We start from the raw sequence: 23,165 nt of genomic DNA, 5'->3' as shown, positions 1-23,165 counted from the left end.
CGGGCACTGCCGATCGTGGCCAGGAGTTCCCCTGTCCATACTGCTTGTATGGGAGGCCGGCTAGGGGTATCGGCTATCCATGCGCTTTTCACAGTCCTTCCTCGACGAGATACGCGATCGCGTTCCGATTTCGGACGTGGTCGGCAAGCGCGTCACCTGGGACCGGCGCAAGACCAACGTTTCGCGCGGTGACTACTGGGCCTGTTGCCCCTTTCACGGCGAAAAGTCGCCGAGCTTCCATTGCGAGGACCGCAAGGGCCGCTATCATTGCTTCGGCTGCGGTGTTTCCGGCGACCACTTCCGCTTCCTGACCGATCTTGAGGGCCTGAGCTTCCCTGAAGCGGTGCAGCAGATTGCCGACATGGCCGGCGTCTCCATGCCGCAGCCCGACCCGCAGGCTGAGCGGCGCGAGAAGGAAAGGACCAGCCTGCTCGACGTCATGGAAATGGCGACGCAGTTCTTCCAGGACCAGCTCCAGACGGCGAACGGTGCCAAGGCACGGGCGTACCTCCGCGAGCGGGGACTGACCGGGCGTACGATCGAGACGTTTCGGCTGGGCTTTGCGCCTGACAGCCGCAATGCGCTCAAGGAGTTTCTGGCCGGCAAGGGCGTCGGCAAGGAGCAGATCGAAGCCTGCGGTCTCGTCGTGCATGGGCCCGACGTGCCCGTCTCCTACGACCGTTTCCGCGACCGCATCATGTTTCCGATCCTTTCGGCGCGCGAGAAGGTCATCGCCTTCGGTGGCCGCGCCATGTCACCCGATGCGCCGGCCAAATATCTGAATTCGAATGAAACAGAGCTCTTCCACAAGGGCAATGTGCTCTTCAATTTCGCGCGCGCCCGGCGAGCTTCGCAGGGCGCTGATGGCGCCGGCACGATCATCGCCGTCGAAGGCTACATGGACGTGATCGCGCTCCATCAGGCCGGCATCGAGAATGCCGTGGCGCCGCTCGGAACCGCGCTCACAGAGAACCAACTCGATCTTCTCTGGAAGATGACGCCGCAGCCGGTGCTCTGCTTCGATGGCGATGGCGCTGGCCTCCGCGCCGCCAATCGCGCCGTCGATCTGGCGCTCCCCCATCTGAAGCCCGGACAATCAGTCCGCTTCGCCATGCTGCCGGACGGCAAGGACCCGGACGATCTCGTCCGCCATGACGGACGCGAGCCTTTCGACAAGGTGCTCGCCAATGCCCGCTCGCTCGCCGAAATGGTGTGGCTGCGCGAAGTCCAGGGCGGCGCATTCGACACGCCGGAAAAACGCGCCGAACTCGAAGCGCGGCTGAGGCAGGTGACGTCCGTCATCGCCGACGAAAGCGTGCGCCGCCACTATGGCCAGGACATGCGCGACCGCCTCAACGCCTTTCTGCAGGGCAGCGCGCCGTTCAGGAGTGAACGGCGGCCGTTCGAGCGGGGCGGGCGCCAAGGTGGTGGCCCGCGTGGCGGCGCAGGCGCCCGGAATATTGCCGCCGGCCCGACCGCGATCTCCGATCGCCTCGCGCGCTCTTCCCTCGTCAGCGGCCAACAGGCGGTGCCGCTGTTGCGCGAGAGCGTGCTGGCACTCACCATCGTCAATCACCCGCAATTGCTCTTCGACGAATATGACGAGATCTCGACGATCGAGTTCGACCACCGCGATCTGCAGCGCTGCTGGGCCACGGTTCTGAACGCAGCGGCGGCAAGCGGGCCGCGTTTGACGCGCGAGATCCTCATCGAGCAATTGGAAGCGGAGGGATTCGGCGCCCTGATCTTGGCACTCGATCAGCAGGTCCGCTATGCGCGGCTGTGGACGGCGACGGTTGCGGCGGCGCCGGAGGATGCGCGCGAAGGTTACCTTCAGGCGCTTGCCCTCCACAGGCGCAGCAAGGCCCTCCATTGGCAGCGGCGCGAACTGGAGCGTGAACTGGCCCACGCCACCGAGGAGGGGGACCTCGAGGTCGTACCACAGTTGCTCAGGACGCTCCAGGAGGTCCAGCTCGAAGTGACGCGACTTGAGAACCAGGAAGCCATCATCGAAGGCTTCGGCGTACTTTCCGGCCGAGTTAAGGGGCCGGCCGCGCGGTAGCGTCGTCGCATGCGCTGCCCCTCATCCGCCTGCCGGCACCTTCTCCCCGCGGGCGGGGAGAAGGGACATGCCGCGCCAGCTCGGCAAGGCTTCTTGCAGTTGGTGCACGACGCGAGCCACCGATGCGACGTACCCTCGCCCCGCTTGCGGGGAGAGGGCAGGGTGAGGGGGCGTTAGCTGCGGAGCGCGGCGATGCTCCCCCTTTTGCGAGTCTTTAACAGGTTTACATCCCACCTGCCCAAACCCCATAGTCAGCCGCCCGACGAAAGCGATTCCATGCCTCACAACGACGATGCTTCCGCCGCGCGCCTGTTCGAAAGCGAAGGCGTGGCCAATCCTCTCGAAGTCCTGAAACGCGTCTATGGCTATTCCGCCTTCCGCGGTCAGCAGCAGGACGTGGTCGAACATGTGATAGCGGGCGGCGATGCGGTGGTGCTCTTCCCGACGGGAGCGGGCAAATCGCTCTGTTTTCAAATTCCCGCGCTTTGCCGAAACGGCGTCGGCATCGTCGTATCCCCATTGATCGCCTTGATGCGCGATCAGGTCGAGGCGTTGAAGCAGCTCGGCATTCGCGCCGCCGCGCTCAATTCCTCACTGACACGCGACGAGGCGATTGCGGTTCGCCGCGCGCTTTCGGCGGGCGCGCTCGACCTGCTCTACGTCACGCCGGAGCGCGCCGTCACCGACGGTTTCGCCGAGATGATCGACGAGGTCGACATTGCGCTGTTCGCGATCGACGAGGCGCATTGCGTCTCGCAGTGGGGCCATGATTTCCGGCCTGAATATCGCGGCCTGGATTGCCTCGCGTCGCGCTTTCCCGGCGTGCCACGCGTCGCACTCACCGCGACCGCGGATCCGCACACGCGCGACGACATCATCGAGCGGCTGGCGCTCACCGGAGCGAAGGTCTTCACGACCAGCTTCGATCGGCCGAACATTGCCTATGAGATCGTCGAGCGTGACCAGCCGCGCCAGCAGCTCCTTCGCTTCCTCTCCCGCTTCAAGGGATCGAGCGGCATCGTCTATTGCCTCTCACGTGCCAAGGTCGAAGACACGGCGGAATGGCTGAACGCGCAAGGCGTGCGCGCGCTTCCCTATCACGCCGGCATGGATCGCGTCCTGCGGGACGCCCATCAGGACGCTTTCCTTAAGGAGGAAGACCTTTGCCTCGTCGCGACGGTCGCCTTCGGCATGGGAATCGACAAGCCGGATGTCCGCTATGTCGCCCACCTCGATCTGCCGGGCTCGGTCGAGGCCTATTACCAAGAGACCGGCCGGGCGGGTCGCGACGGGCTGCCCTCCGAAGTCTGGATGGCCTATGGCATGGCCGATGTCATCCAGCGTCGGAGGATGATCGACGAGGGCGGCGCCGCGGAGGAGATCAAGCGCATCGAGCGGGCGAAGCTCAATGCGCTGCTTGCGATCTGCGAGACCGCGGGTTGCCGGCGGCAGGCGATCCTTGCGCATTTCGGCGAGGCGCATCCCGGACGCTGCGGCCATTGCGATACCTGCCTGAAGCCGGTCGAGACCTGGGACGGTACCGAAGCGGCGATCAAGGCGCTGGCGGCCGTCTATCGGACCGGCGAGCGCTTCGGCGCCGGCCACGTGATCGATGTGCTTATGGGCACGGTCAACGAGAAAACCGAGCGCTTTGGCCATGTCGATATGCCTGTCTTCGGTGCCGGCAAGGATCTGCTGCCACGAACGTGGCAATCGGTGTTCCGGCAGCTGCTCGCCGCTGGCCTCGTCCGGGTTGATCATTCCGCCTTCGGGGCGCTGCAGCTCGAGCCGGAGGCGCGCGCCGTCTTCAAACGCGAGCGCCAGGTGTTCTTCCGCAAGGACAGGCCGACCTCGGGCAAGGCCGCCCGGGTGGCGAAGTCCGGCACTCCGCGCGAGCGAGCCGATCTCGCCGGCTCCGATCTTGAACTTTTCGAACGCCTGCGCGCCGAGCGGTTCTCGATCGCCAAGGAATTGAACGTCCCGCCCTATGTCGTTTTCCCGGATACGACGTTGATTGCGTTGGCGAAGCAACGTCCGCGCGACTTCGACGATCTGCTCGATATTCCCGGCATCGGCGAGAGCAAGCGCGAGCGCTATGGCGAGGCGTTCCTGGCGGTCATCGACGGCTATTTCGATGGGTAGTCGACCGTAGTCGGTGCCTCAGCATTTGCCTTCGCGAATGAAAATGTCGCCTAAGGCGCGATAGGGGACAGAAAGCGTCTGTGCGCGGTGTCCGTCACGAAAGCCCCTATCGTTTTCATCGATCGATGCGTTCCGACCTTCCCGAGGCGCTGGAAATTGCTGCAAGAGTCGGCCCGTCGTGCTAGTCGTCTAGCGTGCGCCCACGCGCGGCGCCCGGGTGCGAAACATCCTTCTTAACGCGAGTGGCCAGCCATGACCTCAGCCTTTCTGTCCCATCTTCGTTCCGAACTCGAAGGCCTGAAATTGGCCGGCCTCTATAAGTCCGAGCGAGTCATCACCTCGAAGCAGGCGGGTGAAATCGAGGTGGCGTCCGGCGATCGCGTGCTGAACTTCTGCGCCAACAACTATCTCGGCCTCGCGGATAACGAAGAGCTTGCCGAGGCCGGCAAGAAGGCGCTCGACCGCTACGGCTACGGCATGGCCTCCGTGCGCTTCATCTGCGGCACGCAGGAAGAGCACAAGGAGCTCGAAGCGCGCATCTCCTCGTTCCTCGGAATGGAGGATACGATCCTTTATTCCTCGTGCTTCGATGCCAATGGCGGGCTGTTCGAGACATTGCTCGGGGAGGAAGACGCGATCATCTCCGATGCGCTGAACCATGCTTCGATCATCGACGGCGTGCGGCTCTCGAAGGCGAAGCGCTTCCGCTATGCCAACAACGACATGGCCGCGCTTGAGGAGGAGTTGAAGAAGGCCGAAGGCAGCCGCTTCAAGCTGATCGCCACCGACGGCGTGTTCTCAATGGACGGCATCATCGCCAACCTCAAGGGCGTCTGCGACCTCGCGGAAAAATATGGCGCGATGGTCATGGTCGACGACAGCCATGCGGTCGGTTTCGTCGGCAAGCACGGTCGCGGCTCCGCCGAGCATTGCGGCGTCGAGGGCAGGATCGATATCATCACCGGCACGCTCGGCAAGGCGCTCGGCGGCGCCTCGGGCGGCTACACCTCGGCCAAGGCCGAAGTCGTCGAATGGCTGCGGCAGCGCTCGCGGCCCTATCTTTTCTCCAACACGCTGGCGCCCGTCATCGCCGCCGCTTCGCTCAGGGTCTTCGACCTAATCGAGAACGGCGACAAGCTGCGCGAACGGCTTTACACGAACGCCGCGCTGTTCCGTGCCGAAATGTCGAAGCTTGGTTTCACGCTTGCCGGCGAAGGGCATCCGATCATTCCCGTCATGCTCGGCGACGCGGCGCTCGCGCAGGACATGGCCGCGCGGATGCTCGAGAAGGGCGTCTATGTCATCGGCTTCTCCTTCCCGGTCGTGCCGCGGGGGCAGGCGCGCATCCGAACCCAGATGTCGGCCGCCCACAGCGAGCGGGATGTCCGGCGCGCGATCGCGGTCTTCGAAGAGGTCGGTCGCGAACTCGGCGTGATTTGAAGAGTTAGGTGAGGGGCGAGTGAGGAACCTGCAATGACCAACATGATGAAGGCACTGGTCAAGACGAAGCCGGAAGTCGGGCTCTGGATGGAGCGGGTACCGGTGCCGGAGGTAGGCCCGAACGATGTCTTAATCCGGGTGAAGAAGTCGGCGATCTGCGGTACCGACGTTCACATCTGGAACTGGGATCAGTGGGCGCAGAAGACGATCCCCGTGCCGATGGTCGTCGGCCACGAGTTCATGGGCGAGATCGCCGAAGTCGGCTCGGCCGTCACCAAGTATCACGTGGGCGAGCGCGTCTCCGGCGAAGGCCACATCGTCTGTGGCAAGTGCCGCAATTGCCGGGCGGGCAGGGGGCACCTTTGCCGCAACACGCTTGGCGTCGGCGTCAATCGTCCGGGCTCCTTCGGCGAGTTCGTCTGCATCCCGGAATATAATGTCGTGTCGATCCCCGACGACGTGCCGGATGAGATCGCCGCGATCTTCGATCCCTTCGGCAATGCCGTGCACACGGCGCTTTCCTTCGATCTCGTCGGCGAGGACGTGCTCGTTACCGGGGCGGGACCGATCGGCATCATGGGCGCGCTCGTCGCCAAGCGCTCGGGCGCGCGCAAGGTGGTGATCACCGATATCAACCCGACGCGCCTCGAACTCGCCCGCAAGGTCGGCATCGACTACGTCGTCGATGCGTCCAAGGAAAACCTCGCCGACGTGATGCGATCGATCGGCATGACCGAAGGTTTCGATGTCGGTCTCGAAATGTCGGGTGCGGCGCCGGCATTTCGCGACATGATCGACAAGATGAACAACGGCGGCAAGATCGCCATACTCGGCATCGCTCCGGCGGGCTTCGAGATCGACTGGAACAAGGTCATCTTCAAGATGCTCAACCTGAAGGGCATCTACGGCCGCGAAATGTTCGAGACCTGGTACAAGATGATCGCCTTTGTCCAGGGCGGGCTGGATCTTTCGCCGGTCATCACCCACCGGATCGGCATCGACGATTTCCGCGAGGGGTTCGAGGCGATGCGGTCGGGCAATTCCGGCAAGGTTGTGATGGACTGGTAGCGATCGCGAGCCCGCGGTGAAGTGGCACCCCGGGGGACGGTCGTTTGCAGGTCCGAACCTGATCTCGATCTCGAAGTAAGCCGTCCGCAGGCTGCTCCGGCGGCCGACTTCCTGGCTCCAATCGCCGGAAAACCAGCGCCACCCTTGTCTTTTTTTCGACCGCTCCTACATCTTGAGCGAAAGCTGATAAACAGCGCAAAAACCCGCGACGAAGCGTTTTTTGCCGATTTACGCGGTTTTTCACCGGAAATGCTTGACGGGATCAAAAATTCTGGGAATCACCATTTCAAGCAGAAATGGCGATACGGACGGCGGATAGGAAAATCATGCCTGAGATGTTTCAGTGGCAAGGCTGTCGAGGCTTGCCCGCTCAACCGCGATCGCTGTCGTGGTTAATCAGGAATTAAACATCATCCCGTTACGTCAGGGGAAATGATTCGGTGGCGGGTGCGCGGCGCCCGAACCACGAAGCGGCATTGGCACCAGGCGCACGCTGGTTGCGACAAGGAAAGCGACGAATAAATGGCAACTAAAGTCAAAGAAAACGAAGAAGCAGACGTAGAACGCGAAGGCGCTCCTGACGGTCCGCTTCTCGATCTTTCCGACGACGCTGTCAAGAAGATGATCAAGGCCGCCAAGAAGCGCGGCTACGTGACGATGGACGAATTGAACTCGGTCCTGCCGTCAGAGGAAGTCACCTCCGAACAGATCGAAGACACGATGGCCATGCTCTCCGACATGGGCATCAACGTCATCGAGGATGAAGAAGCCGAGGAAGCCGCCGCCGGCGGCGACGACGAAGACAGCGGCGACGAGGGTGACGGCGAGGGCGGTGAACTCACCACCTCCAGCGGCACCGCGCTTGCGACCGGCAAGAAGAAGGAACCGACCGATCGCACCGACGATCCGGTGCGCATGTATCTGCGCGAGATGGGTTCGGTCGAGCTTCTCTCCCGCGAAGGCGAAATTGCGATCGCCAAGCGCATCGAAGCCGGCCGCGAGACGATGATTGCCGGTCTCTGTGAGAGCCCGCTTACCTTCCAGGCACTGATCATCTGGCGCGACGAACTGAACGAAGGCCAGACGCTTCTGCGCGAGATCATCGATCTCGAAACGACCTATTCCGGTCCCGAGGCGAAGGCTGCCCCACAGTTCCAGAGCCCGGAAAAGATCGAGGCTGACCGGAAGGCCGCCGAAGAGAAGGAAAAGGTGCGCAAGACGCGCGCGGCCGCGGCTAATGACGACGACATCACCAATGTCGGCGGCGATGGCCAGCCGCCCGAGGAAGAGGAAGAGGACGATGACGAATCGAACCTCTCGCTCGCCGCGATGGAAGCGGAACTGCGCCCGCAGGTGATGGAAACGCTCGACATCATAGCCGAGACCTACAAGAAGCTCCGCAAGCTGCAGGACCAGCAGGTGGAAGCACGCCTTGCCGCGACGGGCACGCTGTCGCCGGCGCAGGAGCGCCGCTACAAGGAGCTGAAGGACGAGCTGATCAAGGCGGTGAAGTCGCTGTCGCTCAACCAGAACCGCATCGATGCGCTGGTCGAGCAGCTTTACGACATTTCGAAGCGCCTGATGCAGAACGAGGGCCGGCTGTTGCGCCTTGCCGAATCCTACGGCGTCAAGCGCGACTCGTTCCTGGAACAGTATTCGGGCGCCGAGCTCGACCCGAACTGGATGAAGTCGATCAGCAATCTCGCCGGCAAGGGCTGGAAGGAGTTTGCCAAGGCCGAGAACCAGACGATCCGGGATATCCGCCAGGAGATCCAGAATCTCGCGACCGAAACCGGCATTTCCATCGCCGAGTTCCGCCGCATCGTTTCCATGGTCCAGAAGGGCGAGCGCGAAGCGCGCATCGCCAAGAAGGAGATGGTCGAGGCCAACCTGCGTCTCGTCATTTCGATCGCCAAGAAGTACACGAACCGCGGCCTGCAGTTCCTGGACCTCATCCAGGAAGGCAACATCGGCCTGATGAAGGCGGTCGACAAGTTCGAGTACCGCCGCGGCTACAAGTTCTCGACCTATGCCACCTGGTGGATCCGGCAGGCGATCACCCGTTCGATCGCCGACCAGGCACGCACGATCCGCATTCCGGTGCACATGATCGAGACGATCAACAAGATCGTTCGTACCTCGCGCCAGATGCTGCACGAGATCGGCCGCGAGCCGACGCCGGAGGAATTGGCCGAAAAGCTTGCCATGCCGCTCGAGAAGGTGCGCAAGGTGCTGAAGATTGCCAAGGAACCGATCTCGCTCGAAACGCCGGTCGGTGACGAGGAAGATTCACATCTCGGCGATTTCATCGAGGACAAGAACGCGCTCTTGCCGATCGACGCCGCCATTCAGGCGAACCTGCGTGAAACGACGACCCGCGTTCTCGCTTCGCTGACGCCGCGCGAAGAGCGTGTGCTGCGCATGCGCTTCGGCATCGGCATGAACACGGACCACACGCTCGAAGAGGTCGGCCAGCAGTTCTCGGTCACCCGCGAACGTATCCGTCAGATCGAAGCGAAGGCGCTGAGAAAGCTCAAGCACCCGAGCCGTTCGCGCAAGCTGCGCTCGTTCCTCGACAGCTAAGCTAAGCGTTACAGAAACGTCGAGAAAGCCGGGCTTTGCGCCCGGCTTTTTTTGTGCTGCCCTTTCTGGTTTTTGCGGGCGCACCTTGTTCCTGCGGCGCTTGTTCGCCCATGACCACGGGATTATACTTTGGGGCTTGCAGCGAGCCCGCGACGCCGGGGAGGACGCACCGCGGGTGCGAACCGAAAGCGCCCATGCGATGAACGCATCATGGGCCCGCGAATGAGTTGGAGCGGGATGCGGGCGGAACACCACGTACACTTTTCCTCATCCCGCTAGTCCTTTGATTCCAGGGCATTTTGTTCGCTTTCATCCGAAGGCGGGATGCTCTGTGGGGAGGTGTGAGATGACCACTTATGTCGTGCTTCTCAATTGGACCGAGCAGGGTATCAGGAACGTACGCGAGTCTCCGAAGCGGCTGGATGCCGCTCGGAAGGTGCTCTCCGACATGGGCGGGTCCTTCAAGGATTTCTATCTGACCATGGGCGAATACGACATGGTCGCAGTCTGCGAAGCGCCCGACGACGCGGTTGCCGCACGGTTCGCGTTGACTCTCGGGATGAATGGCAACGTGCGCACCCGCACATTGAAGGCATTTCCGGAAGCCGCCTATCGTGAACTGATCGGCACGCTCGGCTAAGATTGCATGGGTTCGAAGTTGGATCATCTCGCTGTTTCAACGAAACAGCGAGATGATCTCGAAGGCGATCCTCAAAGGGGTGGTGACTTCATCTCGCGGCGGACTGACATGCCGTCGATGCGTGGAAGGGTGATTTGCGTCAAGGTTCGCCGTTGCCCGACAGGACTTGCGCGGCGCCGCGGATCGCGTTGCGAAAGGCATCGTCGAAGCTGACGCCGCGGATTTGCCAACGGTGCGTCTTCCCGGCGCTATCGAGTTGCCAGTCGGCAATCCAGCCAAGCGCCTCGTCGTTCCAGGAAATCGTACCGACGAGCGCGACATCGCCGCCAATCTTCTTTGCCAGCCGTTCCAACTGCGCCGTCGGTTCGCTCGACAGCATATCGAGGTCGAGTTTTTCCTGGGCAAGCGTTTTCCGCTCCGGCAGCCATGTCTCAAGCGCGAGAGGCACGGTCGCGGCGGCGAGCGACTCGGCCATGTAGGGGCTTTCTTCGCCGTCGCTTGTCAGCATGAACTTGCGCTTTTGGTCGTGGACGGCGAGAAGGACGGCAATCCTCGGGCGCGGTTGCGGCCAGGGCCTGCTTCCGAGCGCGTCGAGCAGCCGGTTTATCGTTGCCGGGTCGTAACGACAGGTCAGGTCATGCGGCCGGTCGTGCGTACCCTGTTCGTCGTGAATCGGGATGCCTGCCAGCCGATCACGATAGGCAAAGGACGCGACGAAGCTGCCGGCGCGTTCAATCAGCGGCGCGAACGCTGTTCCGGCAATCACACGCTGGTCGCCCGAGACCTTGACGAGGACTTCACCCAGGCATTCGCGAAAGCCGAGTTTCCGGTTTTCTTCGCCGGTGCCGGTGACGATCGCGTGGCTCACGTATAGGTTCTGCACGTTGGCGGCCTGCGCTATCCCGGAAGAGGTCACACCGGCAAGCATGGCGAGGAACGGCAAGACGATTGTCATTCTGGTGGTCATTCAACTTCGCCTCAAAACCGATCCTTAAGATTTACGCTTTATCAATCTCTCGCAAACGAGAGGTTCCGCGATGCGTTGCGTTTTTGTCGTCGTCCTCCTGTTGCTGGCCGGCTGCGGAACGGTGCCGAAGGACACCCGGAACGCCTGCGCGGTTTTCGAGCAGCGAGATGGTCTTTTCAACAATTGGCGCCGGGCTGCCTACGCGGCGGAGCGCGAATACGGCGTGCCCGTTCCTGTGCTGATGGCGACGATCTATACGGAGTCCGGTTTCCAGCACAACGCAAGGCCACCGCGCACCAAGCTCTTCGGCTTCATTCCCTGGACGCGCGTCTCCTCCGCCTATGGATACTCGCAGGCGCTCGACGGCACCTGGGCGCGTTATCAGGCCGAAACCGGACGCTGGACGGCGCGTCGGACGGATTTTGCCGACGCGATCCGCTTCATCGCCTGGTACCACAACCAAAGCCACCAGCAGAACGGCATCGCGCTCAACGACCCTTACCGGCTCTACATTGCCTACTATCATGGCCATGGCGGTTACGCCCGCGGGAACTGGAGCCAAACGGCTCAGACAGGCGCAAAGCGCGCCTCCGGCATGGCGGCGCTCTATGCGCAGCAACTGCGCGGCTGCGGTTCATAACGTGCAGCGCATTCTGCGCCGTTCGCCGACACTGCAGCAAGAGCGGCCTCCTCCTCGTGGATGGGATGACGAAAAAATCATTATCGGCTGTCGGAACCTTTCCGCTTCGATCGTCCTTTGCCTGTTCAGCCAAACAGGAGGAGATGAACATGGCCTATGTCGATGGTTTTCTCGTCGCGGTGCCGAAGGCGAAGGTCGAGGACTACAAGGCGCTCGCGCGCCGGGCCGGCGATGTCTGGAAGGAACACGGTGCGCTCAACTACGTCGAGTGCCTGGCCGACGACGCACCTTATGGAGAACTGACGTCCTTTCCGCGTGCAGTGCAGGCGAAGGAGGACGAGACGGTGGTCTTCTCCTGGGTCCTCTATGCGTCGCGTCAGGATCGCGATGCGATCATTGCCAAGGTCATGGCCGATCCGCGGCTTCAGGGTGATGAGTGGAAGTCGATCTTCGACGGCAAGCGGTTGATTTATGGAGGCTTCGAACCGTTCTTAGAGCTGTAGCGGGCAGAGGGCCGCGCTTCAAATGCCGCAGACTGTCATCACCATCGCCACCCGTGGCCAGGGACTCTACGAGTTCACCGATGCTGCCACCGATTTCGTGCGGCAATCAGGCATCGCGGAGGGACTTCTCACCGTGTTCGTCCGCCATACGTCCGCATCCTTGCTCATCCAGGAAAACGCCGACCCGGATGTGAAACGCGATCTCACCGAGTTCTTCGGTCGCCTGGTGCCGCCGTCCTCCGATCCTACGATGCGCTGGATCGTCCACACCCAGGAGGGACCGGACGACATGCCGGCGCACATCAAGGCGGCGCTCACCCAGGTCTCGCTCGGCATCCCGATAAGCGATGCCCGCATGATGCTCGGCACCTGGCAAGGGCTCTATCTGTTCGAACATCGCGATCGCCCGCACCGGCGCGAGATCGTCCTGCATCTTGGCGCGTGAACGGCGCTTTACTGAGTTCTGCTCCGGCCAACTAATCTGCGGTACAGTGGGCGACAGTGCAGCTTCGGAGACAGACGATGACAAACGCGCAAACCATCGCCAGCCGTTTCATCGAGGCCGTCAATGACCGTGATTTCGATGCGCTTTCCCGGCTCGTCGATGAGGACGTCGCGCTTGATTCGCTGACCGGCCAGCGAACCATGGGCGTCGGTCCGCTCAGGGCCTGGATCATGAACTATCTCAGCCATTTCGACGAGGCGTTCAGCGATATCGTGCTGATGCATGACGCCTTCGGGCAGCGGGTTGCGGCCGACATGACCGCACGCGGCACCTATCGCAAGACCATGCCGGGATTTCCCGAGGCCTCGGGCCAGATCTACGCCATTCCGAGCGTTTTCATCTTCGAAATCGAGGACGGCGCCATCACGCGCCTCAGCCACTATCGCAATCTCCGCATCTTCGAGCGGGAGCTGGCGAGCTGAGCCGCCCCACGTAACATACTGAATCTCTGTGTGGTTTTCTCTCTGGATCAGCCGAAGCAGGCGCGGTCGACGGGAACGAATCGTGTTGCCTGCTGTTTCGTCCATGCAGTGTTCATCAACCTGAACAGTGCATGAACGGAGGGTTCCGGTAGCGTTCAGTTTATCCGGACTATGGTTGGCGCAATCGTCGAGAGCGGTAATCGCCAATTTTGAATCCTTCGCCACACCGGAGAAACGCTATGAGAAAATTCCTCGTCAATGCCGCGGTTGCTGCCGTCATCGGGCTGACCGGTCTTGCGGGTGCAGCCACCGCCGCTTCTGCTCAATCGGTGATATTCGAGTTCGGGTCGCCGCGTGCCGCCGATGTCCAGTACCGTGACTACGATCGCGACTGGCGCAGGGATCGCCCCCGCTGGGGCGGTGAGCGCCGCGGCCGTTGTGACCCCTGGCTTGCCGTCGAAAAGGCACGTGATCGCGGTCTGCGCCGGGCCCATGTCGCCAATGTCGCGCGGCGCCAGGTCATCGTCGAGGGCCGCCGCCATGGTTACCGCCAGGCAATCATCTTCGCCAATGTGCGTGGATGCCCGGTGGTCGGCCGCTGGTAACCTGCCGGATTTCCGCACCGTCTGTCTTCCCCGGCCGCGGAAATGTGCCCCTCATGGAAAACCCGTGAGGGGCTTTTGATTCGAAAGGCCCCGCGCGATGAATTCGCCGGGGCTTTGCCTGTGGTCATCGCGCAAAAGAGGCGCGGCGCGGTTTCCTTCGCCGCGCCGGGCCAAATGCTCACTGCTCGATGGCGAAGGTCACGTTGACGGTGACATTGTAGGTTTGTTCGCCGGTCGCGATCGGAACGGCATCGGCCGCGAATTCCTTGGCCATGCTGCGTACCATCGGAACCGGTTCCGGGCGCGAAGCCTGTTCCGAGATCTCGATGAGCCGGCCGAGCGAAACGCCGGCCGCCTCCGCCAGCACCTTCGCCTTGACAATCGCGTCGGCCACCGCCGCCTTGCGGGCCTCGGTGATGACTTCGTCGGGCTTGTCCTTGGTGAATTCGATGCCGCCGCCCTGGTTGATACCGAGGGTCACGGACTTGTCCAGGACCTCGCCGAGATTGCTCAGATCGCGCACGCGCACGGTAACACCGTTGACGACCTGATAGCCGATGAGTTCCGGCGGGCGGTTGCTGCCGTCGTTGCCCTGCGGGTAGTTGTATTGCGGATTGATGGCGAAGCCGCTGGTCTGCAGATCGCGCTCGGCAATGCCGCCCTGCTTGAGTGCCGAGAGCACCTCCGCCATCGCCTTGTTGTTGGCGTCGAGCGCCTCGCGCGCGCTCTTCGCATCCTTGACGACGCTCAATTGCACGATCGCCATGTCGGGTGCTGCCGTTGCTCGGCCTTCACCGGAGACCTTGATCAGCGCCTGCCGGCCCCGGACGCCTTCCGGACGCCCGTTGCCGCCGCTCTTGGTATCATTGCCGTCGGCCGCCACAGCGGCGGCGGCAAAAGCGCCGGCAAAGGCAGCGGCCATGGCAGCGACATGAACCGTGCGGGCAATGCGTGTAGAAATCATGGTTATTTCTCTCCGGTTGTTTTATGCCGAACTCTTGCTTATCGATTGTGTAGGCATTGCGGCAATGGCTTGTCGTCAAAAAGGTTTTCCGCTAGAGCCATTGCGACCCGCGAATTACCATTGGTTCGCGGTCAACCGGCAGATGACCGGCAAGGGCCTGTAGCTCAATGGTTAGAGCCGGCGGCTCATAACCGCTTGGTTGGGGGTTCGAGTCCCTCCGGGCCCACCATTTGTCTTCAAAGTCAATGGCTTACTAAGGTGGAACCATAGTAACTCAGTACCCCCAGTGAGGACCGGATCCGCAGATCGCCTGGCGCTCGGCGACGCCTTTGGAGCAGTATGTCGGCCCGATCGGCACACCGGCCAAGCCAGCCGTGAGGCCCGGCGCAATCATCACTCTCGGTGTCTAGAGCGGGATGCGCTTACGTGCGTTCGCGCCACCGCTCTATCTGTTTGTTTTTGCCGCGTTTGTGCGACGTCAGGTGATTCCACCTGACTGCAAAATGCTCTAGGCGTCATCTCCACACCCGCTCCACCGGCGACAACGCCCCCGGCCACCGCGGTCTGGCGGGCAACCCCGAGGTCGGCGTCGTTTACAGCGCCGCGCGTCTCAGACGCGCAAAGGACGCTGACTTTGAATTGCTGCATGTTTTGTCCTTTAATTGGCTCGACCTCAGGTGCGGGCCACTGGTGGCGATAGGTCGAAGCCTGAAAGAAACGCCATTGCGCGTTCGGCACGGCGAGCAGTAGCATCGCCACGGTCCGTGGATTTGGGAGGAGACCATTAATCTCAGGCAGCTTCGTTATTTCGTGAAGGTGGTCGAGACCGGGAATATCACCCGGGCGTCGGAGGGCTTGAATGTCGCGCAGACGGCGCTCGGCCAGCAGATCAGGCATTTGGAGGAATCGCTTGGCGTCCGGCTTCTGGTTCGTCATTCGCGCGGCATTTCGCTGACCGAGGCCGGTGAGGTTTTGCACCGGCATGCGCTTGCCATACTCAGTTCCGTCGAGGAGGCGCGCCGGGAGGTGAAGGCGCATGGGGCGGCGAGGCGAGAGGTGGTCAATCTCGGCGTCACGCCCAGTATCCAGGCGTTGATAGGCCCGGAACTACTTGTTGCCGCCCGTGACGAGATCCCGGACATATCCTTCCGCGTGGTCGAGGAACTGAGCTTCATCCTGATCGACGCGCTTATGCGCCGCGAGCTCGATGTCGCGCTCGCATATGAGTTCGAGAACCGTCCGGGGCTCGCGGCCACCGCGCTCATTGAGGAAGAATTGCTCTTTGTCGCCGGCGCCGGATCCCGCGTGCTTGGGGAATCGATCTCGTTCGAGGAGGCGATCCGCACCGACCTGGCGCTCGTCAGCGACCGCGACATCGTCTGGCGGCTCGTTCACGAGGTGGCGGGCCGGCAAGGGCTTTCCGTGAACGTCGCCTTCGAGGTGCAGTCAATGCCGGCGATCAAGACGCTGGTCGCGCGGGGAGCGGCCACCAGCGTGGTGCCTTACGGCGTGGTCGCGGAGGAAATCCAGCAGGGGCTGATCGTTGCCTGTCCGATCCGCCAGCCGTCGATCAAGCGGACGCTCTTCCTGAACCGGATGTCGGATGCCCCGTCTTTCGTTCATGAAACGGCGCTGCTCGCCTTTCTCGACCGGATGATCGGCCGGCTCGCCGAGAAGATGGGACCCTACGGCAATCTCATCGGCAACGTTGTACCGCGTCGACACGAGGAGGCTAAGCCATAAACCTTCGGCAGCTGCGCTATTTCGCGATGGTGGTCAAAACCGGCGGCATGTCGCACGCCGCCGCCCGGCTGAAGCTTGCCCAGACCGCGATCAGCATCCAGATTCGCGACCTCGAACGCGAGATCGGTGTCAGCCTGTTCGAGCGGCATTCGCGCGGCGTCGTGCCGACGAAGGCCGGCGAGGTTTTGTACGAGCGCTACAACGAACTGGAGCGATTTCTGGAGCGGACGCTTGAGGACGTCCGGTCTGCCGCCGGCAGCCCGGCGCCGCGTCCTTTCGTGATCGGCCTCGTCCCGAGCCACATGCGCCTTGTCGGGGCCGACGTGCTGATCGCGGCGGGGACGAAACTGCCGGCGACATCGCTGAAGCTGGTCGAGGAGTTGAGCTTCGCGCTGATCGCTGCGCTCGAGCGGAAGGAGATCGACCTCGCCTTTGCCTATGACGTCGAGGGGCGTCCGGGCTTGGTGCGCGAAGCTGTGATAGAGGACGAACTGCTGTTCGTGACCGCCCGCGCCAACGCTCAGGACGACAGCCCCATCAGCTTTGCCGACGCCCTTCAAGAGGAGCTCTTCTTCGCCGGCGAGCGTGGCATCGTCACGCTTGTCCGCCGCATGGCCCAGCGACTGTCGCTTGAACCGCGCATCGTTTCGGACATGCAGTCGGTGCCGGCGATCCGGGCGCGCATCGCCGAGGGTGGCGCCAGCCTTCTGCCCTATGGCAGCGTTGCCGACGGCGTCAGCCGCGGCATCTTCGCCATCCGCAGGATAGAGCGTCCCGTGCCGAGCCGCACGCTCTACATGGTGAGCCGGCGCGAGGAGCGCTCGCCTTTGGAAGACGAAGTCATCGGACCGTTCCTGAAGGACGTGGTTCGTCATATCTGTCGTGCCTCGGCCCCTTACGCGATCATCGTCGATCCGCGCTTCGACATTGCCGGGACGTCTTCCTGACGCCATGCGACCTCCCTCAGCCATAGCGAAAAACTTATAGCTCGCCGCTTTCAACGGTCTTGGACAGGCCGTCTTCGCGCCACTAGGCTTGCCATACATCAAGTCCGGCGCGGTCAGGAGAGAGCGCCGGGCGGCCTGAATGGCAGGCCGCAGGGAGCGCATCAGGGAGGCTGCCGCATGGGAGGCTATCGCGTGACCGTCGACACCGGCGGGACGTTTTCGGACTTTGTCTATCTCGACGAAACGACGGGAGAGACGTCGATTTCCAAGGTTCCGTCGACACCAGACGACCCGTCGCGGGCTATCCTTTCCGGGATCGATATTCTGTTGGGGCGCGGCGTGCGTCCGGACGAGGTGAGCTATTTCTGCCATGGTACGACGGTCGGGACGAACGCGCTTCTGGAAGGCAAGGGGGCGAAGACCGGACTTCTGGTGACCAAAGGTTTTCGCGGTATCTACGAAGTCGGTGAGCAGGCGCGTCCGCATGGGCCGGCGATCTTCGATATCCTCTATGAAAAGCCTCAGCCGATCGTGCTGCCGTCCCTGACCGGCGAAGTCTCGGAGCGCGTGGTGCACGACGGCAGCGTCCTTGCCGAACTCGACGAAGCCGCGCTTCGCGAGACGCTTGCCGAACTCCGCGGCCAGGGCGTCGAATCCGTCGCCGTCTGCCTGCTCTTCTCCTTCCTCTATCCGCGCCATGAGGAGTGGATCCGCGAAATCGTCCGCGAGGAACTGCCAGGCTGCGAAGTCTCGCTTTCGTCAGAAATCGTGCCGCAGATCCGCGAATACCATCGCCTGAGCACGACGGTGATCAACGCCTACCTGCAACCGGTCCTTGCCCGCTACATCGCCCGGCTCGCCGACCGGCTGGAAGCGGCGGGCGTGAAGACACCGCAGAAATACATCATGCAGTCGAACGGAGGCATGGCGACCTTCGAGGCGACCGCGAAGAAAGGCGTCACGACAGTACTTTCCGGTCCTGCGGGCGGCGTGACTGCGAGCGTCGCGATGGCGCGCTCCACCGGCCACCACGACATCGTCACCTTCGACATGGGCGGCACGTCCTGCGACGTGGCGCTGATCAAGAACGGCACGCCGGTGATCGCCAACCGCGGCAAGGTCGAGGGCCGCGACATCGCCATGCCGATGATGGATATCAACACGGTCAGCGCCGGCGGCGGCACGATCGCCGAAGTGGACCGTTTCGGCGTCCTCCAGGTCGGGCCGGAAAGCGCCGGCGCTATACCGGGTCCTGCTTGCTACAGCCGCGGCGGCACCAAGCCGACGATCACCGACTGCAACCTGTTGCTCGGTTATCTTTCGGAAGAAAACTTCCTCGGTGGCAAGATGCGTCTCGACGCGCAGAAAGCACGCCTGGCCGTGGAAACCCATGTGGCTGGTCCGCTCGGCATGGATGTGCTCGAAGCGGCCGAAGGCATCGTGCGGATCATCAACGTCAAGATGGAGGAGGCGATCAAGGCCATCTCGACGATGCGCGGCCACGATCTGCGCGACTTCATGTTGCTGCCCTTCGGCGGCGCCGGTCCGCTGCATGCCGCCCGCATCGCCCGTGAGCTCGGCATGGCCGGTCTCGTCGTGCCGCTGCATGCCGGCGTCTTCTCGGCCATGGGCCTGGTGATGTCGGACGTCACGCATGACTATGTGCGCTCACGATTGACACCGCTCGACGGCGCCTCGGCAAGCGAACTCAACGCGATTTTCGCCGGCATGGAAGCACAGGCGCTCGCCGACCTCGCCGAGGAAGGCTTCCGGGCGGATCGCATCCGTATCGAGCGGGCTCTCGATCTGCGCTATGCCGGGCAGGGGTATGAACTTACTGTTCCGATCGGTGCGCTGGCCGATACCGCGGATGTCGATGCCGTGCGCAGCGCTTTCGATGCCGAGCATGAGGTGATGTTCGGTCACAAGGCATCAGGCGAATCCGTGGAGATCGTTTCCTATCGCGTCAAGGCTGTCGGCCTCGTGCCGCCGGTCAACGCCAAGCGCTACCAGCCGAGCGGCGGAACGCTTGCGGAGGCGTTTCTCGGGCGCCGTCCGGTCCGCTTCGACGGCGAAAACCTCGACTGCGCCGTTTACCAGCGTGAGCGCCTGGATGTCGGGCTCGTCTTCACCGGCCCGGCCGTCGTGGAACAGTTCGACTGCACCACGGTCATCCTGCCTGGTCAGCAGGTTCGGGTCGACGAATTCAAGAATCTCATCGTAACGGAGGTCGCGTGATGCTGCAGCGTAGCGCTTCGCTTGGCAGGCCCACTGCCGTCGAACTTGAAGTGATCCGCGCGAGCCTCGGCGGCATCGTGCAGGAGATGCAGAACTCGCTGTTCCGCACCGGTTTTTCAACCATTATCCGGGAATCGCAGGATGCTTCCTGCGCGCTCCTCGACGCCAATGCGGCGGTCATCGCCCAGCACGTGGTCCTGCCGTTGCACATCGGCGCCTTCCCGGCTTGCACTGAGGCGGTGTTGCGAGCGTTCGGTGGCGACATCGCGCCTGGCGACGCGTTCCTCATCAACGACCCCTACGAGGGTGGCAGCCCTCATGCGCCTGACATGGCGGTGATCACGCCGCTGTTCTTCGAAGATACGCTGGTAGCGTTCTGCGCCAGCATCGCGCACAAGGGCGACATCGGTGGCCCGGTGCCGGGGAGCTGCTCGGGCCAGGCGCGTGAAGTCTATAATGAAGGCTTGCAATTGCCGCCGGTGCGCTACCAGCGCAACTACCTGCCCTTCGGCGATGTCGAGAGGATCATAGCCGCCAACAGCCGCACGCCGGAACTGGTGCTCGGCGACATTCGTGGCCAGTTGGGCTCCGCCCGTCTCGGCGAGCGCCGGCTTGCGGCCCTTTTGGAAAAGTTCGGTGCATCGAAATGCGTCGCCGCTTTCAACGAACTGGGTGACATCGCCGAGCGGCGGATGCGGGCGATTATCAAGACCTGGAAGGACGGCGTCTTCGAGGCCGAGCGCTTTGTCGACGACGATGGCGTCGAACTGTCAAAGCCGGTGCGCATCCATGTCCGGGTGGAAAAGGCGGGCGACACCATCCGCTTCGACTTTACCGGCTCGGCCGACCAGACGCGGGGGCCGGCGAATATCCGCCCGCCGCTCGTCCAGGCAGCCTGCGCCTATGCGCTTATCTCGCTGGTGGACCCGAACATCTTCATCACCAGCGGCATCCTGCGGTCCTTCGCAGTCGAGACCCGGCCGTCAAGCGTCCTGAACCCGCGTTATCCGGCGCCGGTGAACACCTATAATCCGACGGTTCACGCCGTCGTCGACGGGATTTTCGCGGCGCTCGGGCAAGTGGTGCCGGAACGCTCGCGAGCCGACGGCTGCGGGAGCCGGTCGATCATCCTCGGCGGCCGCGGCACGAATACCGGCAGCAGCTACGTGCAGTACGAGATCGTCGGTGGCGGAGCGGGGGCCCGCTCGACGCGCGACGGAGCCTCGGGAACGACGGTCAACCAGAGCAACGCGAAAATCGCGCCGGTGGAGATCATCGAGAGCGAGTTTCCGACCCGTGTGCTTGCCTTCGAGTTGATCCGAGACTCGGGCGGTGCCGGCAAATTCCGGGGCGGGCTCGGCATTCGGCGCAAATATCTGAACCTCACCGATGCGCGCTTTTCGATCCGCTCGACCAAGCACGTCATTCCGGCGGAAGGCTATGCCGACGGCCTGCCCGGTCGCACCGGCGACATCCGGATCAATCCGGACGAGGAGGGCTGGAAGCGCCTGCCTTCGCGCTACGCCGACTATCCGCTTAAGGCCGGCGATGTGTTCGAACTCGAAACGCCGGGCGGTGGCGGTTACGGCGACCCGCTGACGCGCGATCCGGCATCGGTGCTTGCCGACGTCAGGGAAGGGTATGTCTCCGTCGAGGCGGCCGGACGCGACTATGGCGTGGTGCTGGTGGCGGGAGCGAATGGCCCGAGCCTCGATCAGGAGGCGACGCAGAGATTGCGGGCGGCACGGTCGAAGGCCGGGGCGGCTTGAAGCGAGATCAGGAGGAAGACTATGGATGGAATTGTGAACACGAAACCGACGGCCGGGGTGATCGGGCTCGGTGCCATGGGCTACCAGATGGCCCGGCACCTGAAAGAGAAGGGCTTCACCGTTGCCGGCTACGACGTCTCAGTCGAGGCCACGGCCAAGTCGCAGGCGATCGGCATTCCGACCAAGGCGGGCATTGCAGAGGTCGGCAGCGGTGCCGAAGTTGTCGTCGTCATGGTCCAGACCGACAAGCAGGTCGTCGACGTGATCGGCGAGGGCGGGCTTCTCGCCTCGCTGGCACCGGGGTCGGTGATCTGCATTGCGAGCTCGATCGCGCCCGACACCTGCCGAGAGCTTGAGCGCCAGGCGGCCGAGAAGGGCGTCGGTGTTCTCGATACGCCGGTCGTGCTCGGCCAGGAAGCGGCCGACAACGGCACGCTGACGGTCTTCGTCGGCGGCGAAGCGAAGTGGCTTGAGAAGGCGCGCCCCGTGCTTTCGGCCTTTGGCAGCAATATCCTTCATATCGGGCCGAGCGGTACCGGCCAGATCGCAAAGACGACCAACAATATGCTGCTTTGGGCCTGCATCTGCGCCAACTTTGAAGCGCTCAGCCTCGCTAAGCAGCTCGGCGCCGACGTGCCGACGCTGGTCTCCGCGCTGATGCATTCTTCCGGTGCCAACTGGTCGCTGTCGCGCTGGGGCAAGAGCACCGGCAAGTGGGCGGAAAAGGACATGGACGTCGCGCTCGACCTTGCGCAGAGCGTCAAGCTGCCGTTGCCGCTCAACGGCCTCGTCGACCAGCTCATGAAGTCGATGAACAAGGAACGAATGCAGAGCCTGCTTAGCTGAAACCAATCCCCCTCATCCTGGTTCGGAGGAGAGCCGGGTGAGGGCAAGCCAACCGTGGGAGGAGAGCATGAAAAATCTATTGAAGACCGTTTTGGCAGCGGGGTTGAGCCTCATTGCCGGCGCCCTGTCGCCGGCAGCGGCAGACGAAGCCCTTACCAAGGTGAATGTCGCCTATGACGGCTTCACCATGACGAGCGCGCCGATGCAGTACACGCTTGCCAAGGGCCTGTTCAAAAAGCACGGCCTGGACGTCAACCTCATCTATGTCGAGGGCGGTTCGGTGCTCACCCAGGCGCTCGTCGGCGGCTCGATCGACATCGCCCAGAACGGCTATACGCCGTCGATCGCGGCCGCCGTTGCCGGTGCCGATATCGCCATCATCGGCAGCATGGCCAACAAGCTGCCGTTCCAGCTTGTCGTCGATTCCTCGATCCAGAATGCCGATCAGCTGCGCGGCAAGAGCATCGCCATCAGCAAGTTCGGTTCGTCGACCGACACCGCCTTGAAGTTCGCGCTGAAGTCCCTCGGGCTCGAGCCGACGGATGTCAACATTCTTCAGCTCGGCGGCGAGGGAACTCGGGCGGCTGCCTATGAAAGCCATCAGGTCCAGGGGCTGATGTCGCAGTATCCGCGCACCCAGGAAATGGTCGATGCCGGCTCGAAGATGCTGGTGGACGTGACCGAGATCGTCAAGGATTACCCGAACACCGCCTATGTGACCTCGCGGAACTATCTTTCCGGGAACCCAGACGTCGTCAAGCGCTTCTTCATGGCGATGGGCGAGGGCCTGCACGCCTTCCGTGCCAATCCGCAGGACGCGATGGAGGTGACGGCTTCCTTCCTGAAGCTCGAGAAGGGGCCGTCGGTCGAACAGGCGTTCCGCTTCTATTCGGAGAAGGTGTACCCGCAGGATCTGCGTCCCTCGATTCCGGGTGTGACTGCGGTCCTGGCGGAGCTTTCGAAGACGCTGCCGGCTGCGGCCTCGGTGAAGCCGGAATCGATCGTCGACACAACCACGCTCGATGCGCTCGACCGCGAAGGCTTCTTCAAGGCGCTCGACTGAAACTGCGAACAAGACGGG

The 23,165-nt window shown here is 62.9% G+C and carries 19 protein-coding genes and 1 tRNA gene; 18 read left to right on the top strand and 2 right to left on the bottom strand.

Going from position 1 to position 23,165, the window contains the following annotated elements; all coding sequences use genetic code 11:
- The first annotated feature begins 79 nt into the window (after positions 1 to 79).
- The 6 genes from dnaG (at position 80) to QA637_RS11560 (ending at position 9,935) form a co-directional block, all read left to right on the top strand.
- Complete coding sequence (gene dnaG, locus QA637_RS11585) at positions 80 to 2,062, top strand: DNA primase (protein WP_153441258.1); 1,983 nt, start codon at positions 80 to 82, stop codon at positions 2,060 to 2,062.
- Positions 2,063 to 2,338: 276 nt separating this feature from the next.
- On the top strand, positions 2,339 to 4,204 hold the full coding sequence (gene recQ / locus QA637_RS11580; RefSeq protein ID WP_167528332.1) for a DNA helicase RecQ: 1,866 nt from the start codon (positions 2,339 to 2,341) through the stop codon (positions 4,202 to 4,204).
- Between the two features lie 252 nt (positions 4,205 to 4,456).
- Complete coding sequence (locus QA637_RS11575; RefSeq protein WP_153441256.1) at positions 4,457 to 5,644, top strand: glycine C-acetyltransferase; 1,188 nt, start codon at positions 4,457 to 4,459, stop codon at positions 5,642 to 5,644.
- Positions 5,645 to 5,677: 33 nt separating this feature from the next.
- Positions 5,678 to 6,712 (top strand): L-threonine 3-dehydrogenase, encoded by a 1,035-nt coding sequence (tdh, locus tag QA637_RS11570; protein WP_136506477.1) that lies wholly within the window; start codon positions 5,678 to 5,680, stop codon positions 6,710 to 6,712.
- Positions 6,713 to 7,234: 522 nt separating this feature from the next.
- A complete protein-coding gene (rpoD, locus tag QA637_RS11565) occupies positions 7,235 to 9,295 on the top strand; it encodes an RNA polymerase sigma factor RpoD (protein ID WP_153441255.1) in 2,061 nt (686 codons plus the stop codon).
- A 346-nt stretch (positions 9,296 to 9,641) separates the two neighbouring features.
- Positions 9,642 to 9,935 carry a GYD domain-containing protein gene (locus QA637_RS11560; RefSeq protein ID WP_153441254.1) on the top strand — a complete coding sequence of 98 codons (294 nt, stop codon included), beginning with the start codon at positions 9,642 to 9,644 and terminating at the stop codon, positions 9,933 to 9,935.
- Positions 9,936 to 10,074: 139 nt separating this feature from the next.
- Here the strand turns inward: QA637_RS11560 and QA637_RS11555 are convergent, their stop codons facing one another.
- Positions 10,075 to 10,902: a DUF2066 domain-containing protein gene (locus QA637_RS11555; protein WP_234887000.1), complete on the bottom strand. Its 828-nt coding sequence runs from the start codon at positions 10,900 to 10,902 to the stop codon at positions 10,075 to 10,077.
- Between the two features lie 70 nt (positions 10,903 to 10,972).
- Between QA637_RS11555 and QA637_RS11550 the strand changes: the two genes are divergently transcribed.
- The 5 genes from QA637_RS11550 (at position 10,973) to QA637_RS11530 (ending at position 13,577) form a co-directional block, all read left to right on the top strand.
- On the top strand, positions 10,973 to 11,542 hold the full coding sequence (locus tag QA637_RS11550) for a transglycosylase SLT domain-containing protein (protein WP_153441253.1): 570 nt from the start codon (positions 10,973 to 10,975) through the stop codon (positions 11,540 to 11,542).
- A 149-nt stretch (positions 11,543 to 11,691) separates the two neighbouring features.
- Positions 11,692 to 12,045, top strand: coding sequence for a DUF1428 domain-containing protein (locus QA637_RS11545; protein WP_153441252.1), 354 nt, complete (start codon positions 11,692 to 11,694; stop codon positions 12,043 to 12,045).
- A gap of 22 nt (positions 12,046 to 12,067) precedes the next feature.
- On the top strand, positions 12,068 to 12,490 hold the full coding sequence (locus tag QA637_RS11540) for a secondary thiamine-phosphate synthase enzyme YjbQ (protein WP_153441251.1): 423 nt from the start codon (positions 12,068 to 12,070) through the stop codon (positions 12,488 to 12,490).
- A 77-nt stretch (positions 12,491 to 12,567) separates the two neighbouring features.
- Complete coding sequence (locus QA637_RS11535) at positions 12,568 to 12,972, top strand: ketosteroid isomerase-related protein (protein ID WP_153441250.1); 405 nt, start codon at positions 12,568 to 12,570, stop codon at positions 12,970 to 12,972.
- A 239-nt stretch (positions 12,973 to 13,211) separates the two neighbouring features.
- Positions 13,212 to 13,577, top strand: a complete 366-nt coding sequence (locus QA637_RS11530; RefSeq protein WP_153441249.1) for a hypothetical protein — start codon at positions 13,212 to 13,214, stop codon at positions 13,575 to 13,577.
- Positions 13,578 to 13,755: 178 nt separating this feature from the next.
- Here QA637_RS11530 and QA637_RS11525 read toward each other — a convergent pair whose 3' ends face one another.
- Positions 13,756 to 14,541 carry an SIMPL domain-containing protein gene (locus QA637_RS11525; RefSeq protein ID WP_153441248.1) on the bottom strand — a complete coding sequence of 262 codons (786 nt, stop codon included), beginning with the start codon at positions 14,539 to 14,541 and terminating at the stop codon, positions 13,756 to 13,758.
- 153 nt (positions 14,542 to 14,694) lie between these two features.
- On the opposite strand from QA637_RS11525, the gene QA637_RS11520 reads away from it, so the two are divergent.
- The 7 genes from QA637_RS11520 (at position 14,695) to QA637_RS11490 (ending at position 23,147) form a co-directional block, all read left to right on the top strand.
- Positions 14,695 to 14,770, top strand: a tRNA-Ile gene (locus QA637_RS11520).
- Between the two features lie 581 nt (positions 14,771 to 15,351).
- The gene (locus QA637_RS11515) at positions 15,352 to 16,284 is read left to right on the top strand and encodes a LysR family transcriptional regulator (protein ID WP_153441247.1); all 933 of its coding nucleotides are present in this window, start codon (positions 15,352 to 15,354) and stop codon (positions 16,282 to 16,284) included.
- Positions 16,285 to 16,310: 26 nt separating this feature from the next.
- Positions 16,311 to 17,231, top strand: a complete 921-nt coding sequence (locus QA637_RS11510; protein WP_153441246.1) for a LysR family transcriptional regulator — start codon at positions 16,311 to 16,313, stop codon at positions 17,229 to 17,231.
- Positions 17,232 to 17,408: 177 nt separating this feature from the next.
- Positions 17,409 to 19,469 (top strand): hydantoinase/oxoprolinase family protein, encoded by a 2,061-nt coding sequence (locus QA637_RS11505; RefSeq protein ID WP_283061489.1) that lies wholly within the window; start codon positions 17,409 to 17,411, stop codon positions 19,467 to 19,469.
- Positions 19,469 to 21,238 (top strand): hydantoinase B/oxoprolinase family protein, encoded by a 1,770-nt coding sequence (locus QA637_RS11500; RefSeq protein ID WP_184108537.1) that lies wholly within the window; start codon positions 19,469 to 19,471, stop codon positions 21,236 to 21,238. Before QA637_RS11505 ends, QA637_RS11500 begins: the two co-directional genes overlap by 1 nt.
- 21 nt (positions 21,239 to 21,259) lie before the next feature.
- On the top strand, positions 21,260 to 22,084 hold the full coding sequence (locus QA637_RS11495; protein ID WP_153440795.1) for an NAD(P)-dependent oxidoreductase: 825 nt from the start codon (positions 21,260 to 21,262) through the stop codon (positions 22,082 to 22,084).
- A gap of 67 nt (positions 22,085 to 22,151) precedes the next feature.
- Positions 22,152 to 23,147, top strand: a complete 996-nt coding sequence (locus QA637_RS11490; protein ID WP_153440794.1) for an ABC transporter substrate-binding protein — start codon at positions 22,152 to 22,154, stop codon at positions 23,145 to 23,147.
- Positions 23,148 to 23,165: the final 18 nt, after the last annotated feature.

The sequence above is a fragment of the Sinorhizobium terangae genome, from assembly GCF_029714365.1.
GTDB classification, from domain to species: Bacteria; Pseudomonadota; Alphaproteobacteria; order Rhizobiales; family Rhizobiaceae; genus Sinorhizobium; species Sinorhizobium terangae.
This window is presented reverse-complemented; position numbering and strand designations above follow the sequence as displayed.

What these genes read in the sequence shown, in the direction of transcription:
- QA637_RS11500 (WP_184108537.1), top strand. Translation starts at nt 19,469, where the DNA reads ATGCTGCAGCGTAGCGCTTCGCTTGGCAGGCCCACTGCCGTCGAACTT.
- QA637_RS11560 (WP_153441254.1), top strand. Translation starts at nt 9,642, where the DNA reads ATGACCACTTATGTCGTGCTTCTCAATTGGACCGAGCAGGGTATCAGG.
- QA637_RS11495 (WP_153440795.1), top strand. Translation starts at nt 21,260, where the DNA reads ATGGATGGAATTGTGAACACGAAACCGACGGCCGGGGTGATCGGGCTC.
- rpoD (WP_153441255.1), top strand. Translation starts at nt 7,235, where the DNA reads ATGGCAACTAAAGTCAAAGAAAACGAAGAAGCAGACGTAGAACGCGAA.
- QA637_RS11510 (WP_153441246.1), top strand. Translation starts at nt 16,311, where the DNA reads ATGGTGGTCAAAACCGGCGGCATGTCGCACGCCGCCGCCCGGCTGAAG.
- tdh (WP_136506477.1), top strand. Translation starts at nt 5,678, where the DNA reads ATGACCAACATGATGAAGGCACTGGTCAAGACGAAGCCGGAAGTCGGG.
- QA637_RS11540 (WP_153441251.1), top strand. Translation starts at nt 12,068, where the DNA reads ATGCCGCAGACTGTCATCACCATCGCCACCCGTGGCCAGGGACTCTAC.
- QA637_RS11525 (WP_153441248.1), bottom strand. Translation starts at nt 14,541, where the DNA reads ATGATTTCTACACGCATTGCCCGCACGGTTCATGTCGCTGCCATGGCC.
- QA637_RS11530 (WP_153441249.1), top strand. Translation starts at nt 13,212, where the DNA reads ATGAGAAAATTCCTCGTCAATGCCGCGGTTGCTGCCGTCATCGGGCTG.
- QA637_RS11555 (WP_234887000.1), bottom strand. Translation starts at nt 10,902, where the DNA reads ATGACCACCAGAATGACAATCGTCTTGCCGTTCCTCGCCATGCTTGCC.
- QA637_RS11505 (WP_283061489.1), top strand. Translation starts at nt 17,409, where the DNA reads ATGGGAGGCTATCGCGTGACCGTCGACACCGGCGGGACGTTTTCGGAC.
- QA637_RS11490 (WP_153440794.1), top strand. Translation starts at nt 22,152, where the DNA reads ATGAAAAATCTATTGAAGACCGTTTTGGCAGCGGGGTTGAGCCTCATT.
- QA637_RS11545 (WP_153441252.1), top strand. Translation starts at nt 11,692, where the DNA reads ATGGCCTATGTCGATGGTTTTCTCGTCGCGGTGCCGAAGGCGAAGGTC.
- QA637_RS11535 (WP_153441250.1), top strand. Translation starts at nt 12,568, where the DNA reads ATGACAAACGCGCAAACCATCGCCAGCCGTTTCATCGAGGCCGTCAAT.
- QA637_RS11575 (WP_153441256.1), top strand. Translation starts at nt 4,457, where the DNA reads ATGACCTCAGCCTTTCTGTCCCATCTTCGTTCCGAACTCGAAGGCCTG.
- dnaG (WP_153441258.1), top strand. Translation starts at nt 80, where the DNA reads ATGCGCTTTTCACAGTCCTTCCTCGACGAGATACGCGATCGCGTTCCG.
- recQ (WP_167528332.1), top strand. Translation starts at nt 2,339, where the DNA reads ATGCCTCACAACGACGATGCTTCCGCCGCGCGCCTGTTCGAAAGCGAA.
- QA637_RS11550 (WP_153441253.1), top strand. Translation starts at nt 10,973, where the DNA reads ATGCGTTGCGTTTTTGTCGTCGTCCTCCTGTTGCTGGCCGGCTGCGGA.